Origin of the sequence: Vibrio sp. 5S239, from assembly GCF_041439575.1 — a bacterium.
GTDB classification, from domain to species: Bacteria; Pseudomonadota; Gammaproteobacteria; order Enterobacterales; family Vibrionaceae; genus Vibrio; species Vibrio kanaloae.
Genome location: NZ_JBGOOM010000007.1, coordinates 91,351 through 105,911, shown reverse-complemented (window position 1 = coordinate 105,911; position 14,561 = coordinate 91,351). Strand labels below are relative to the sequence as shown.

Genomic DNA, 14,561 nt, shown 5'->3' with positions numbered 1-14,561 from the left:
TTTTCTTTGTAATAGAGTGTTTAATGCTTTTCATAAATTTCTCCTTGAGTCAGCCCACCGCAGCAGGCTGACGATTCCTTATTTGGTCGACGTAGACAGTTCGCCAACTGGTTTAGACGGGCTAGATTGATCGACTTTAGATAGCTTTGATTCGTGCTGAGGTTTGTCTGAATAGTGAGTTTGTTTGTCGAAGATCATCAGCAAGCTTGGTAGCAAGATGAAGTCGACCACCAGCGCAATAAAAATCACAATCGCGCTGAGTAAGCCCATGTCGGAATTGAGTCTGAAGCTCGACATCGCCAGTACAGAAAAACCAGCGACGAGCACAACAGTGGTGATCCACAATGCACGGCCAACAGTGTGGAAGGCATAACGAACCGCTTCCTCCGCGGATTTCCCTTCCAATCGTGCGCGTTGGTATTTACTTAAGAAGTGCACTGCATCATCAACCACGATACCCAAAGTAAGGGTGACTACGACCGACAATCCAAGGTTGATCTCACCAGAGATAAGCGCCCACAAACCAAAGCCAATAATTGCAGGGGCAATGTTTGGCACGAGACTGATCATGCCTAAGCGAACCGAGCGCAATGCAAAGATCATCAAACCAGAGATAAGCACTAAGGTGATAGGCAAAGTTGATAGCATGCTCGCCATATTGGTTTCACCGATGTGAGCAAACATCAGAGATGGACTGGATGCGACCACTTCATATTGCGGCGCGTTGGCTGCAAACCATGAGTAGATGCGTTCTTCGAGTTCAACCAGTTCTACGCTGCCTAGGTTATCGACCGTGAGTACCATTTTTATCGATGACTTATCGACGTTGATCTGGTTGTTCAAGTCCAAGCCATAAGGAAGAGACATCTCATAAAGCAGCAGGTATTGCGCAGCTAATTCCCGGTTAAGTGGCAATTGGTAGTAGCTCTCGTCATCGCCATGCATGTTCTTATTCAAACGCATGTAAACATCGGAAAGCGTTGCCACATGGTCGGTTTCAGGTTGTACACGCAGCCAGTCGGTAAAGTCACCAATCGCTTGCAAAAACACAGGATCAGCTATCGCTTGAGACTCGTTGGTTTTCACTGCAATACTGATGGTCGTCATGCCGCTTACAGTGTCTTCCATGAAGTCGGCCGCTTGTCTAAATTCACTTGAGGTATCGAAATACTTCACCGATTCATCATTCACTTTGTTCAAAGGAATTAACGCCGCAGCGCCGACAATCACAAGAGTTGAAACAGGCAGTAGCGCTTTACGGTGAGTCACCACAAAGTCGCCTAGCTTATCCATAAAGGTCACTTTGCTTTGTGCCGCTTCATTCGTTGGTAAAGTTTTAACTGGTAGCAGTTTTAGCAGCGCAGGTAACATAGTCACGGATAGCAAACACGCTATCATTACACCCAATGCCGATAAGTTACCAAAGTCACGCAACACCGGGGAATCCGACATGTTCATCATCAAGAAGCCTATCGCGGTAGTGACAGACGTTATCAAAATCGGCATCGCATTCAGCTTGATGCTGTATTGAATGGCTTGTGTTTTCTCCATCCCGCGTTGCATGGCTTGTCTCATGGTCACAATCACGTGAACACAGTCGGCAACGGCAAGGGTTAATACTAACGTTGGAACGTTGACCGTTGCCGTGCTAAGGAACATCCCTGCCCAGCCAGATAGCCCCATGGTCGCCACAATCGACGAGATAATCACAAGTAAGGTTGCAACCACACTAAAGAATGAGCGCAGCATAAAGGTCAGGAACACCAACACCACCAACAGCATTAATGGCACGAGCGTTGCGCTGTCTTCCTGAGCCGACATCATAAAGGCGTCATTCATGGCAATGATGCCCGCCTTGTGGAACTCGACATTCGGATAATCGGCTTGGTACTTGGCAATCATGGTGTTGATGGCCGCGATCACTTCTTGCACTTCCGCGGTTTCATCCACTTCAGGTAATTGCACGGTCACGTTAACAATAGTCACGTCACCAGACGCTGATACCAACGCATTCTTGAGTAGTGGCTCGTTTAGGGCAATCTGTTTAACTTTGGCGATTCGCTCTGGTGTATGCTCGTACCCTTCATACAACAGATCTTCCACCAAGAGGTCGTCTTCAATGGCTTCGGTGTGCTGATAATTGGCAAGTGAATCGACACGGCTTGAGTACGGAGTCTGCCACGCATCGACCGTAAGGTTTTGAATTAAGGTGAGGGTTTCCGGGGTGAAGACATTGCCATTTTCAGGCGCGACAACAATCGCTAGGTTGTCGGTTTTCGCAAAGGTGGTTTGGATTTCTTCGAACGCCATCAACTGTTTGTTGGTGCCTTCGAAGAAGATGTTGTAGTCTCCTCTGAAGTAGAGGTTCTTTGCCCCTAATGCAGAGAGCACAATGATTGAAAGAACCACCAGCAGAACGATAAACGAACGCTTGGTCGGTATTGAGTACCAACAGTTATTTAGATTCACGTTATCTAAGTTACTGCTATCTGAGCGGCTACGGCTTAGATTAGGGGTTTCTAAAGCGGGCTTCTGGCTGTCATGTTCCATCACAGTCTCCATTTGTGACGATTCGTCATATTTGTGTCATAAAAAATCAGCCAAAGCTGACACAGACACAATTCTTAGTCATACGTTCAAGAAAACCAAAACTACACTTGGTCAATTTTACGTTATGACGAATCGTCAAAAAATGGTTATTAATAAACCCACATGAGTGGGCTTAATGGAAGGTTATCGTCCTACTGATTCTAAGTAAGCAATTTCTTCACTGAACAATTCATGCTCTACACGACGCCAGGTTTTTCGGTAATCCCAATCGCTAGAAAGGGGTTGCCAGTTTAGGCCATCTAGAAGCATATTTGCGTTATGTAATACTGAATACGGGTCTTGTAACCGCTTGATACAACGACTGTTTGATGCGTTCTGTGACAAGGCATTTGAACCGAATGCGATTGACCAGTTTGCAAACACGATGGCATCTGAACCCACACCAGAAGAGAACTTTAGGTCACCCGCTTCTACTGCTTGGTTAACCATAGAGTCGGCTTGTTCAATCACCAGCTCTTCCAGTTCGTTCATCTCGGTAACGCGTGCACTAGACGCTTTCTCTAGTACCCACGGGCTTTTTGCCATGATCGCACAAGTTGATAGTACCGGTTCCATGCGAGCATAGATTCGGTAAGCAACGTGTAATGCGACGATCTTTTCGCGTGTGTTGCCTTCAAACTCTCCAGAACGAGCAAACATCAATGCCTCGGCCTTTAAAGAATGAATACACAAGGCTAAAACCACGTCTTCTTTGCTGCAAAAGTGATTGTATATCGTACCTTTAGAATAACAGCTCGCAGCCGTTAGCTTATCCATCGTGAGGTTTCCGAACCCTTGTTCTCGAACCAGATCTTTTGCTAACAACATCAATTCTACTTCTCGGTCTGCGATAGACTGCTGCTTTTTAGACAACACGCCTTTGCAACCAAAGATACCTTGTTTATCGCCTTTACAACCAAAGCCAAACATAATTTCTCAGTCCATATATGAGCTTAGCCGTTATCTAAGCTTCGCCAGTATTTAAAACGCTCCTATTCAATATATTAACACGAATGATAAATTCATGTAGCTAACCATTTTGTGACGCTTCGTCATTTCTGACTTATCGTCATAATAGCGCAAATATCGACCATATCAAGATATTTTGTCAATTAGATACAATTAATGAATAGATAAGAAAACAATCAATAATCAGTATAGAGGGAAGATAGGCACGTTCATGAGGGGATAATACAAAATTTAGAAGTGCATTCTAAAATGCTAATAGACAACGTTACTTTAAGCCTTGGTGCAGAATCAGCCCCAAAAAATACGGCCGAAAACCTCATCTTTAGCCATCTTTTTACCTAGAATGAATTAGTGTAGGCTTACTTTTTGGGGCAGACCTCTCCTTATGGTTAATATTTGGCTTACTAATGCCGTTTTCTGTTAAGTTGCTATAAATTCAGTTAGGGGTGACTTACAATGGTGGCAACGATTTACCTTTATTGAGAACACTATCTTGAGCGCCAAATATTCTTATTTAGCTTGGCAAGTGAATACTTCTAGCCCAGCAGAAAAGCTTGTTTTATTGATGCTTGCAGACGGTGCTGATGAATGCGGCTACACCAATGTGTGCTTACAATCAGCAGGTCAGCTTTGTGCTCTCTCTACCTTTGGTTTGGCCGACTGCCTGAAATGCTTGGTCGACCAAGGCTTTCTCGATAAAATAAAAGTAGATTATCGAGACAAAAAAGAGATTCACGTTTTCAAAATGCTCATTGAGGAAGAACAAGCTCAGGTTGATGTTGAAGCGCAACCGCCCAATAGCATACCAGTGTATTCTACTGCACCAGCACCAGCACCAGCACCAGCACCTAAGTTTCAACCTGCGCCGGCGCCAATGCAAAATATGCAGCAAGCCCCTCGCCCACAAGGCCGAGGCTCAATGAACAGCAATACTGTTTCGACTCATGATCTCAACGAAGAAGAGATACCATCATGGGCAGAACGTGCATTTAAGTTCTCCGGCTTGTCCGGTGACCATAGTTTAGTATGGAAGAAATTTGTCCTCTGGTATAAAGCCAAAGCCAATGAATTAATGCCATTATCTCGGATTGAATCCAAGCTGCAGTACTGGCTAGTTAACGAGAAGCAAAATGAAAGACAGAACCAGAAAACCTCTCAATATTCAGGAAATGCAGGACAAGCTCAAGGAAATGGGTATCGACAAAAGCTTAGCCCATCTGAACGCTTCAGGCAGCAGCTCATCCAAAAAGGCAAAAAGCCAACCTTCTGAGCCAGCTCCGAAAGTTCAACGTGAAGCTCCAGTAGTACCTGAAGTAATTGAAAATCAAAGTACCGAAGTGAAAGTAGCGGCGGGACAAACTGCAGACTCAGGTGCGTCTCAGCAAGTGCCTGTTGTTGATCAAGATCCTGCAGAGTTGGAGTTAACAGATTGGTGTATCCACGTGTTCGGCTCTTTTTTGAGCGTATACGAAACACAATGGGAATATCAATACGGCAGTGAGCCGAGCGGTAAATTTATTGAATTTGCTAACTCTGTCGATTCAGACGGCCTAAACCGTGTGCTAATGCACTGCCATGAACGTATTCAACTTGGCAACAGCTGGCCGCCGCAAATGGGTGAGCTTTGGATCCTAAAAGACTCTTTGACTGAAGAGGAATTATTGGATAGCCGTATTCGAGTGTTATCGCGCGGTGGTGTGAACAAGATTGAGAAGTGGTTAATCCAAAACAAGCTGTACGATTTAAAACGTACAGCTGAAAACAAGCTCGATGGCCTGTTCAAAAAATACTACTTAGAAGCGAAACGTTTAGATGAAAAAGGTATGCTTGACACCGAGTTACCAGATTACCTTCTTACCGCTAACTCCGTAAAGAACCTGAACGATTTAAAACGCGAAGAGTACGAAAGCAAACACGGTAAAGCAATTAACCCAAGAATTCAGAAGATTCTGAACAGTAAAAAGTAACCGCCCTTCCGTTATCGATTTAGAGTGCCGTTGATTGTAAGAAAATACAGTCTATCGTAAAAAGTGCAGTAGCTATTACACGGTTAACAGATACAAAAATGCCAGCTATCAAGCTGGCATTTTTTATGAATTCTTACGAACTCTTTAACAAATATCCGTGACCAACGGTAAGTCCGTCACTGACTGCAAGTAATTACAGCAGGTGGATAGTTGCGTTTAGAGAGAAAACGCCTGAGTCGTCATCTTTCATTTTGAAGTTTTGGTAGCTAGCGCCTACAGATAGTGGGCCAAAAATAAAGTACTCAGCGCCTACACCGTACATGATATCTACATCGTCTTGTTTGAAGCCGTCAGCTTTCAGCTCGTATGAATGAAGACCACCTTTCGCGTATACGTGAAGAGGACCGAAATCGATACTTGGTTTGATCGCTAGGTATGCCGTGCTTGCATCTAGGTTACTACGAACCGTGTTGCCATATTTTACGCTATCGAAAGAACCTAGATCCCAGTAACCCGCTTCAACACCGATTAATGGCAGAATACCAGTACCCACGTGGATACCCATCGCAGTTTCTTCTTCATTGCCTAATGAGTTTTGACCACCCATTACACCACCATATACCCATGAATCAGCCATTGCTGTTGAAGATGCACCTAGCAGTGCTAGTGCCAATAACGTTTTTTTCATATTCGACCTTTTCGTCCTAATGGCCGACCTTAAGTGGTAATAAATTGCCACCAAGTCGCCCTGTATGTATTAACTATTCAATTAGTAATGCAATAAAGCAAGATTTATACCCAAACCTTGCCATTGCGTCTAGCTTTATTCTTTTAGCAAGCATCAATCGCGTTTTTAACACGCTTATCTGACACCGGGTAAGGCGTACCAAGCTGCTGAGCGAAGAAGCTTACACGAAGCTCTTCTATCATCCAACGCACCTCTTTCACGTTTTCTGGAACCGCGATCCCTTTTGGAATCTTATTCAGCAGCTCTTTGTAATCATTCATTACTGACTCAACTTTGATCATATGTAAGCGATCTTTGTTAGGGTCAATAGGTAGCTTCTCCATGCGGCGTTCTATCGCCTTCATATAGCGTAGAATATCTGGCAAGCGTTTCCATCCACATTCTGTGGCAAACCCCTTAAAAATCAAACCTTCTACCTGAGCTTTTATGTCAGAAAGTGCGAATGCCATAGAAAGATCCACGCGCCCTTTCAGCTTTTTACTGATGCTGAATGCCGTGGTTAAGATGGTTTCAACCTGTTGAGCAATCTCAACAACCGTATCACCCAGCTCTGCACGTACGTGTTCTTTCAGTGCTTCAAACTGCTCTGGTTCCCAAACCAAACCGCCCTTCTCTTCAATCAGCTTATCAATACCACAAGCGATACAGTCATCGATAAGATCGAGCACCTGTCCGTATGGGTTAAAGTACAGGCCAAGTTTCGATTTGTTCGGCAGGTTCGAGTGCAAGTATTTGATCGGTGATGGCACGTTCAACAGGATTAAACGACGCTGACCCGATTTCATTGCTGAGATCTGCTCTTGCTCGGTTTCGAACAGTTTGATCTCGACGCTGTCTTTAGTATCCACCAGCGCAGGGAAAGCTTTCACATCGTAGCCACCACGCTTCTGTTGGTAGACTTTTGGTAACTCACCAAAGCTCCACGTATGCAGGTTCTGTTGTTCGATATCATCGTCTGCCACTTTAGAAAGCGTTTCTTGAACCTTGTCTTTCAAGCTCTCTTTCAGCTCATGCAGGTCTTTCTGTTCTTTCAGCTTACGCTTGCGATGATCCACAGCACGGAATGTTACCTTTAAGTGCTCTGGTATCTGGTCTAACTTCCAGTCTTCACGAACTACTTCAACACCTGTCATGCGGCGCAGTTCTTTCTCAAGAGAGTCCAACAGTGGCGCTTCAAGTGGTGTAACACGAGCTAAGAACGCATCGGCGTAGTTTGGCGCAGGCACAAAGTTACGGCGTAGCGTTTTAGGCAGTGACTTGATTAAACTAATCACCAATTCCTGGCGTAAGCCTGGGATCTGCCAATCAAAACCGTTCTGGTCGATTTGGTTCAAGATAGGCAGCGGAATGTGTACCGTTACACCATCATTGTCGTCGCCCGGCTCAAATTGGTAGCTCAGTTTCAACTTAATACCGTTTTGGTGCCAGAAGTTCGGGTAATCCAAATCAGTAACGTGGCTTGCATCGCCTCGGAACAGCATCGACTTTTCAAAGTTAAGCAGCTCAGGTGTTTTCTGGCTAGTCTTCTTCCACCATGTATCAAAGTGACGGCCTGAAACCGCCTCTTCACCTACACGCTGGTCATAGAAATCGAACAGTTCATCATCGTCGATCAAGATGTCACGACGACGTGACTTATGCTCTAGCTCTTCGACTTCTTGTAGAAGCTTACGGTTCTGCTTGAAGAAGGCGTGTTTGGTTTCCCACTCACCTTCTACTAATGCACTACGCACAAACAACTCACGGCTGACGGTTGCGTCAATCGCTCCGTAGTTCACCAAACGTTTCGGAATGATTGGGATTCCGTAGAGCATCACTTTCTCGTGAGCCATTACTGCCGCTTGCTTCTTCGACCAGTGTGGTTCGCTGTAGCTGCGCTTGATCAGATGTTTCGCCAAAGGTTCAATCCATTCCGGTTGAATCTTCGCGATAACACGACCCCAAAGTTTGGAGGTTTCCACCAGCTCAGCAGACATGATCCATTTAGGTTGTTTCTTAAATAGGCCAGACGCAGGGAAGATATGGAAGCGCGCATTACGAGCACCTTGATATTCATTCTTCTCTTGGTCTTTCATGCCGATGTGCGAAAGCAAACCTGATAGCAGCGACATGTGAATACCATCGTAGCTGCCCGGTTCGTCGTTCAACTTGGTATCCAATTCACGCATTGCTTGGTGAATTTGGAAATATACATCTTGCCATTCACGAATACGTAAATAGTTCAGATAATCTTGTTTACACTGTTTTCGGAACTGGTTACTCGACAGCGCTTTTTGCTGCTGCTTAATGTAATCCCATAGGTTCACAAACGTGATGAAGTCCGACTCTTTATCGAAGAAGCGCTTGTGCTTATCGTCAGACGATTGCTGCTTGTCTGATGGACGCTCACGCGGATCTTGAATCGACAACGCAGACGCAATCACCATGACTTCGTGCAAGCATCGGTTGCGTGGCGCTTCAATTACCATACGAGCCAAACGCGGATCAATCGGCAACTTAGCCAATTTACGACCAATCGCCGTTAGCTTCTTCTTGTCGTCGCCTTGATTCTTATTTTTGTTCGCAGCGGGTTCGGCTGTCGCTATCGCACCTAGCTCTTCAAGTAGCCTTACACCATCTTGAATGTTGCGCTTATCTGGCGCTTCAACAAATGGGAACGCTTGAATGTCGCCTAGGCCAAGAGCTGTCATCTGAAGGATAACGGAGGCTAAGTTAGTGCGGAGAATCTCTGGGTCGGTAAACTCTGGGCGTGATTCGAAATCTTCCTCAGAGTAAAGACGAATACAGATACCTTCAGCAACACGCCCACAACGACCTTTACGCTGGTTAGCACTCGCTTGAGATACTGGCTCAATCGGTAGGCGTTGTACTTTAGTTCGGTAGCTGTAGCGGCTGATACGCGCCGTACCCGGGTCGATAACATACTTGATGCCCGGAACAGTTAACGAGGTTTCTGCCACGTTGGTTGCCAGAACGATGCGTCGACCAGTGTGGGACTGGAAGATACGGTTCTGTTCACCCGCCGACAAGCGCGCATACAACGGAACAACCTCGGTATCACGCAGGTTACGCTTACTTAGCGCATCTGCGGTATCACGAATTTCTCGCTCACCGTTCATGAAGATCAAGATATCGCCAGAACCTTCATCACACAACTCATCAACCGCTTCAAAGATGCCTTCGATTTGGTCGCGGTCTGAATCACTTTCATCCCCCCCTAATGGGCGGTAACGCGTATCAACTGGGTAGGTACGGCCAGAAACTTCAATGATAGGCGCATTGTTGAAGTGCTTAGAGAAACGCTCAGGGTCAATGGTTGCCGACGTGATGATCACTTTGAGATCGGGACGCTTCGGTAGCAACTCTTTCAGGTAACCCATGATGAAATCGATGTTCAGGCTACGTTCGTGCGCTTCATCGATGATGATGGTGTCGTACTGATTTAAGAAACGGTCGTGTTGAATCTCCGCCAGTAGAATACCGTCGGTCATCAATTTGATTTGGGTGTTATCAGAAATCTGGTCGTTGAATCGAACCTTATAACCAACAAACTCACCCAGTTGTGTTTCCATCTCTTCAGCAATACGGTTGGCAACCGAACGCGCCGCAAGACGACGAGGCTGAGTGTGACCAATTAGGCCAAAGCGGCCACGGCCAAGTTCAGAACAGATTTTTGGTAACTGAGTGGTTTTGCCCGAGCCTGTTTCACCCGCCACGATAACCACTTGGTTTTCAGCAATGGCTTTCGCGATGTCTTCGCGCTTTTGGCTGACAGGGAGAATCTCTGGATATTCAATCGTTGGTTTTTGTGCAGCGCGCTGGGTTGCCGTCATCATCGACTTGGCAATATCTAATGCAATTTCATCGAAAACAACGTGCTTGGATTGTTCATTCTTAATGCGGCTTGCACCAGAGATGCGCTTACTTAAACGGAAGCGATCGCGCATCATGCACTCATTTAATGCCTTACGAAGCGAGGCTGGGGTATTTTGAGATGCGCTAGCTTTGGGTGCTTGCTGCTTTGGTTGTTGGTTTTGTTTTGGGTTTTGCTTAACTTGATTTGCAGAGGAATCAGGTGTCGCGTTTGAATTCGCGGCATGGATCTGATTCGCAGTATCGTTGTTTTTGTCTGCTTTTTCCGGAGACGAAGTCACAGCGTGTCCTATTCTTTCTCTTATATAAACTCGCGCGATTGTACCACAAGTATTCAATAAAAAAGCCTGAGGGCTATGTGAAAACTGCGCTAACGTTTAAAAACTCAGCGATTCCACAGCGGCTGTCAGGCTCTTATCTCAGGTCAAATCAGCACCTAAATCAATCGTTAAAACTCATATTGGAAATAAACGGTGTTGTAGTTACTGCCACCTTTGATTCGACCAAACTGAGAGGCGTTTTCAAAGATCGCCGAGCGATGGTGTAATGAATAACCGAACCACAAGTTGTTCAAATCGTTGTTACCAATTAAATCACCCACATTCACATCGAATGAGAAGTCTAGGTAGTTCAACAAGTGACTTGCGGTGTAACCTTTGCGATCCATCTCAGAGCCTTCAATGTAGGTAATCGAATCGATGTACGACATACCTTCTGCGACACCAAATCGCCACTGTGTCGGCCAATCAAACGTGTAGTAGGCTTTGATCGCAATGATGTATTCCGTACTCCTAGATTGCACATCTGAACTCCAGTGGTGTGCAATACCCGGCGTTAGGTAGATGTCCAACGGGAAACCAAACACTTCGTCAGTTAAAGGGTGACCATAGAAGAAGGATGTAAGCTGATTGTTGTATTCGTCTTTCTCACCGTTGAAAGTGATGATTTCACCAATGTTCGATGGCGTTGCCCAGCCGTGAGCAACACGCAGATAAGGTGCGTTACTTAGCTTAGGTTTTGGAGCCTTCTCTTTATCATTGAAGAAACCAAAGCCAAGGTAGAGTTCACCTTGATAGCGGTCTTCCACAATGGAAGAATCGTAAGCATTATCGTCCAATCGAGTCACGCTGGTCGAACCCAATAGATAAAGGTTTGAAAATACATGATAACGCGCTTCTACGCCGACATTGAGGTCAACATCTGCACCAATGGCTTCATTAGATGCTGAGTAGTATTCGCTATTGAAGTCGGCACTTTTATAACGCAGCGTCGCGCTTGGAGAGAATTCCCAATCGCCCGTTTCATACTTGGCTTTCACACGTAGATTACCGTGGAAGTTATACTCACTGTCACTCATAATTTCCGTCTCGACAGCCCATTGCTCATCAAGTTGGTAAGTGAATTGAGCACCGAAATCGGCGGTATCGCCCTCAATGGCGTTTTGCTCTGAAGCTGGAATATCAATAAAACGCATACGAGAAATAGCGTTAAATGACCACTTTTCATCTTCGGTTTGGTACAGGTATGCACCCATTTCTGTTCCGTCAATAAACACGTAATCGTTCTTGAAGAATAACATCGGGACAAATGAGTTAACCGACTGGTCGCCACCAGAAGTGTCGTAAGGAATGCTCGCGGTTCGGAACATTGCAACAATGCCCCATTCTTGCTCTTCCGCAGCCCACGCCACGCTGTTACCTAAAAAAGCGGTACTTAATAAAACCGCCCCATACGAGATGAGCTTCGGTGAAAATTCGTGCTTCATTCTTGTGTAATTACTCTTTGTAATAAATATTGTGTTACTGAATAGACATTTCTTAGTTATTCCGGCTAACTAATTTTAGGTTTGAACAGCAATGACCGTTACAATGAAGGATATTCTCGGTCAAATGAAAGTATTGTGAAAGTTTCAGAATTACAAAACATTATAAACCACTTACCCAGTGATTCCGACCCAGATATCGTTATGGGTGAGGAGTGGTTACCAGAGCGATTGGTCAACACAAAGTTAGACGGTGAATTGCTGTTTCTGGAATTCGATAATGCCCCCGAAGAAAACCAAGGGGACGACGAAGGCCGTGGTTTTGTTGAGCACGAAATTTCGATGATTAGAGAGAAGCTTGAGCAAGTCTTAGACGACCCTTCCGATACCCAGACTAAAGCCGATGCCCTATTGGCGATATTTCTCATGGGTCATGAACTTTCTAGCTCAGAAGTTATCGAAGTCCTTGAGATGGCAGAGTCTGAGGTAGCAGAGCAAGAGGTAATAGAGTCTGAAATTTCAGAATTGGAAACATCAACTCTCGAAGGTAACGAACCTGAAACACCAGAACTCGGCACCTCTGCGCTTGAAACAAAAAAACTCAACGACACACCTCCAACGATTTAGGAACCGTTTTGAAACGCTCGACGACATCATCTCTTCCATTTTTACTTGCTGGCCCGATTTTAAGAAAAACTACGGCAACTGAAGTCGTACTCTGGATAGTGACTAGCTCACCGCTTACTGGCACAACCAAACTATTCAATGCAGGACAAGAGGCGCCTTTTTATACGTCGCAACTCGATGAACAAGAATCGATTCAAGTGGGTACACATGCTTGGGTAACCTTGATTCATCTACAAGGTGAGTTTCCAACCAACGTTCCGTTGGAATACCAAATAAAGACTGAGCAAGGTTCGTTAACCGACCTTGCACCTCATTTGGTTTACACAGACAGGCGAACCAACAATGACAGCTCTCGGATCGAATTTAAGATATCGACAACGGCTGACTACATCTTGCATGGCTCTTGTCGAAACCCTCATCACCCAAGTAAAGATAGTCTCGTTGCGGCTGATAACAAAGTCGCACAACAAACGGTGCTTGAGCGACCAGATATATTGATGATGAGCGGAGATCAGATCTATGCCGATCACGTCGCAGGCCCAACGCTTGATGCTATACAACAGGTGATTCAATTACTTGGACTTGCTAGTGAGAATTTGCCAACCGATTCGCAAGCTAGCGATATAAAAAATAGCGAAATGCTGTATATGAGTGAATATCACTTGTACCGACGCCATCACCTTTTACCGCACCACAAAAGTTCCAATTCTCTACTCGATAAGATATTTCCAAGTCGCGGAGTTCCAATCTTCAGTTCGACTGATTGTGAAAACCACTTGGTCACCTTGTCTGAATTCATTGCTATGTACTTACTGGTTTGGTCCCCCACGCTATGGGAATACATCAACCGTGAGCGATTAATAGAAAACGATTTCACACAAGGCGGCAATAAATTAACGCCTGCAGAGCAACAAAAATGGCGTGATGAAAGCGTCATCATCGATGATTTCATTGCTGGCTTACCGCAAGTGCAGCGTCTGTTCGCGCATATTCCAACGTACATGATCTTTGACGATCACGATGTGACTGATGATTGGAACCTTACCGTGGGTTGGGAACATGCCGTCGACCAAAACCAGTTCGCGACTCAAGTCATTGGTAACGGCCTTGCAGCTTACTGGATGTGTCAGGGTTGGGGTAACAAACCGGAAAGCTTCGACGAAACGTTTATCGAGCAAGCAAAACAGCTTTTTGTCGATCAACCGCTCATTACTAAACAAACTCATAATGAAGCCGGCAATGCTGTGACTACTCACTCTGTTAGCAACATTGAGCCAGAAAAACATCAAGCCTTTATTGAGATGCTGAGTCGCTTTGAAGAGTGGCACTACACGATAGATTCTTCCCCAAAGGTTATCGTTCTGGATACTCGAACACGCCGTTGGCGCTCTGAATCTAGAATGAATAAACCTTCCGGTTTAATGGACTGGGAAGCGTTAATTGAATTCCAACATCAGTTACTTAATCAAGAGAAAGTCGTAATCGTTTCTGCTGCACCGATGTTTGGCGTGAAGTTCATTGAAACGCTGCAAAAGATGATGACCACGCTAGGCAAGCCACTGGTAATTGATGCTGAAAACTGGATGGCTCACCCTGGTAGCGCCAACACGCTGATCAGTATTTTTACGCATACTAAAACACCAACCAACTTTGTCGTTCTTTCTGGCGATGTTCATTACTCTTTTGCTTACGATATAAAGCTAAGATATCGTAGAAACAGTCCGAACATTTACCAAATCACGTGCAGCGGGATCAAAAATCATTTCCCTGGTCCACTGCTTAAATTCTGTGATGCTTGGGACCGGTTGTTATACAGCCCGCGTTCGATTCTTAACTATTTCACCAAGCGTAAACGCTTAAAAATTGAGAAACGAAGTCCAGATAATCAGACCTTTTATCGCCTTTCAAACCGCAGCGCTATTGGTGAGTTAAAGTTAGACAGTGACGGTAAACCACAGTCAATCACGACATTAGGCTGTGATGGTAAAGTCACACGCTTCCCTGAACCGGATTAAACAAGTGTTCC

The 14,561-nt window shown here is 45.2% G+C and carries 9 protein-coding genes; 4 read left to right on the top strand and 5 right to left on the bottom strand.

What is annotated here, in order from left to right; translation table 11 throughout:
• Window positions 1-78 precede the first annotated feature (78 nt).
• Complete coding sequence (locus ACED48_RS07980) at window positions 79-2,562, bottom strand: RND family transporter (RefSeq protein ID WP_084026600.1); 2,484 nt, start codon at window positions 2,560-2,562, stop codon at window positions 79-81.
• A 171-nt stretch (window positions 2,563-2,733) separates the two neighbouring features.
• Entirely contained in the window at window positions 2,734-3,519 is a 786-nt protein-coding gene (locus ACED48_RS07975) for a TetR/AcrR family transcriptional regulator (RefSeq protein WP_017057503.1), read from the bottom strand.
• Between the two features lie 532 nt (window positions 3,520-4,051).
• On the opposite strand from ACED48_RS07975, the gene ACED48_RS07970 reads away from it, so the two are divergent.
• Window positions 4,052-4,828, top strand: coding sequence for a hypothetical protein (locus ACED48_RS07970; protein ID WP_017057504.1), 777 nt, complete (start codon window positions 4,052-4,054; stop codon window positions 4,826-4,828).
• Window positions 4,749-5,525: a hypothetical protein gene (locus ACED48_RS07965; RefSeq protein ID WP_017057505.1), complete on the top strand. Its 777-nt coding sequence runs from the start codon at window positions 4,749-4,751 to the stop codon at window positions 5,523-5,525. Before ACED48_RS07970 ends, ACED48_RS07965 begins: the two co-directional genes overlap by 80 nt.
• A 193-nt stretch (window positions 5,526-5,718) precedes the next feature.
• Here the strand turns inward: ACED48_RS07965 and ACED48_RS07960 are convergent, their stop codons facing one another.
• The 3 genes from ACED48_RS07960 to ACED48_RS07950 form a co-directional block, all read right to left on the bottom strand.
• Complete coding sequence (locus ACED48_RS07960; protein WP_017057506.1) at window positions 5,719-6,213, bottom strand: outer membrane beta-barrel protein; 495 nt, start codon at window positions 6,211-6,213, stop codon at window positions 5,719-5,721.
• A 143-nt stretch (window positions 6,214-6,356) separates the two neighbouring features.
• A complete protein-coding gene (hrpA, locus tag ACED48_RS07955; protein WP_017057507.1) occupies window positions 6,357-10,427 on the bottom strand; it encodes an ATP-dependent RNA helicase HrpA in 4,071 nt (1,356 codons plus the stop codon).
• A gap of 167 nt (window positions 10,428-10,594) precedes the next feature.
• Window positions 10,595-11,911 carry a MipA/OmpV family protein gene (locus ACED48_RS07950; protein ID WP_017057508.1) on the bottom strand — a complete coding sequence of 439 codons (1,317 nt, stop codon included), beginning with the start codon at window positions 11,909-11,911 and terminating at the stop codon, window positions 10,595-10,597.
• A 135-nt stretch (window positions 11,912-12,046) separates the two neighbouring features.
• On the opposite strand from ACED48_RS07950, the gene ACED48_RS07945 reads away from it, so the two are divergent.
• Together ACED48_RS07945 and ACED48_RS07940 are read left to right on the top strand one after the other, a co-directional pair.
• Window positions 12,047-12,535, top strand: coding sequence for a hypothetical protein (locus tag ACED48_RS07945; protein WP_017057509.1), 489 nt, complete (start codon window positions 12,047-12,049; stop codon window positions 12,533-12,535).
• An 8-nt stretch (window positions 12,536-12,543) separates the two neighbouring features.
• On the top strand, window positions 12,544-14,550 hold the full coding sequence (locus ACED48_RS07940) for a hypothetical protein (protein ID WP_017057510.1): 2,007 nt from the start codon (window positions 12,544-12,546) through the stop codon (window positions 14,548-14,550).
• The last annotated feature ends 11 nt before the right edge of the window (window positions 14,551-14,561 follow it).

Bases quoted from the DNA above. Each gene is read 5' to 3' on its own strand.
- ACED48_RS07980 (WP_084026600.1), bottom strand. From the start codon at position 2,562: ATGGAGACTGTGATGGAACATGACAGCCAGAAGCCCGCTTTAGAAACC.
- ACED48_RS07975 (WP_017057503.1), bottom strand. From the start codon at position 3,519: ATGTTTGGCTTTGGTTGTAAAGGCGATAAACAAGGTATCTTTGGTTGC.
- ACED48_RS07965 (WP_017057505.1), top strand. From the start codon at position 4,749: ATGGGTATCGACAAAAGCTTAGCCCATCTGAACGCTTCAGGCAGCAGC.
- ACED48_RS07960 (WP_017057506.1), bottom strand. From the start codon at position 6,213: ATGAAAAAAACGTTATTGGCACTAGCACTGCTAGGTGCATCTTCAACA.
- ACED48_RS07950 (WP_017057508.1), bottom strand. From the start codon at position 11,911: ATGAAGCACGAATTTTCACCGAAGCTCATCTCGTATGGGGCGGTTTTA.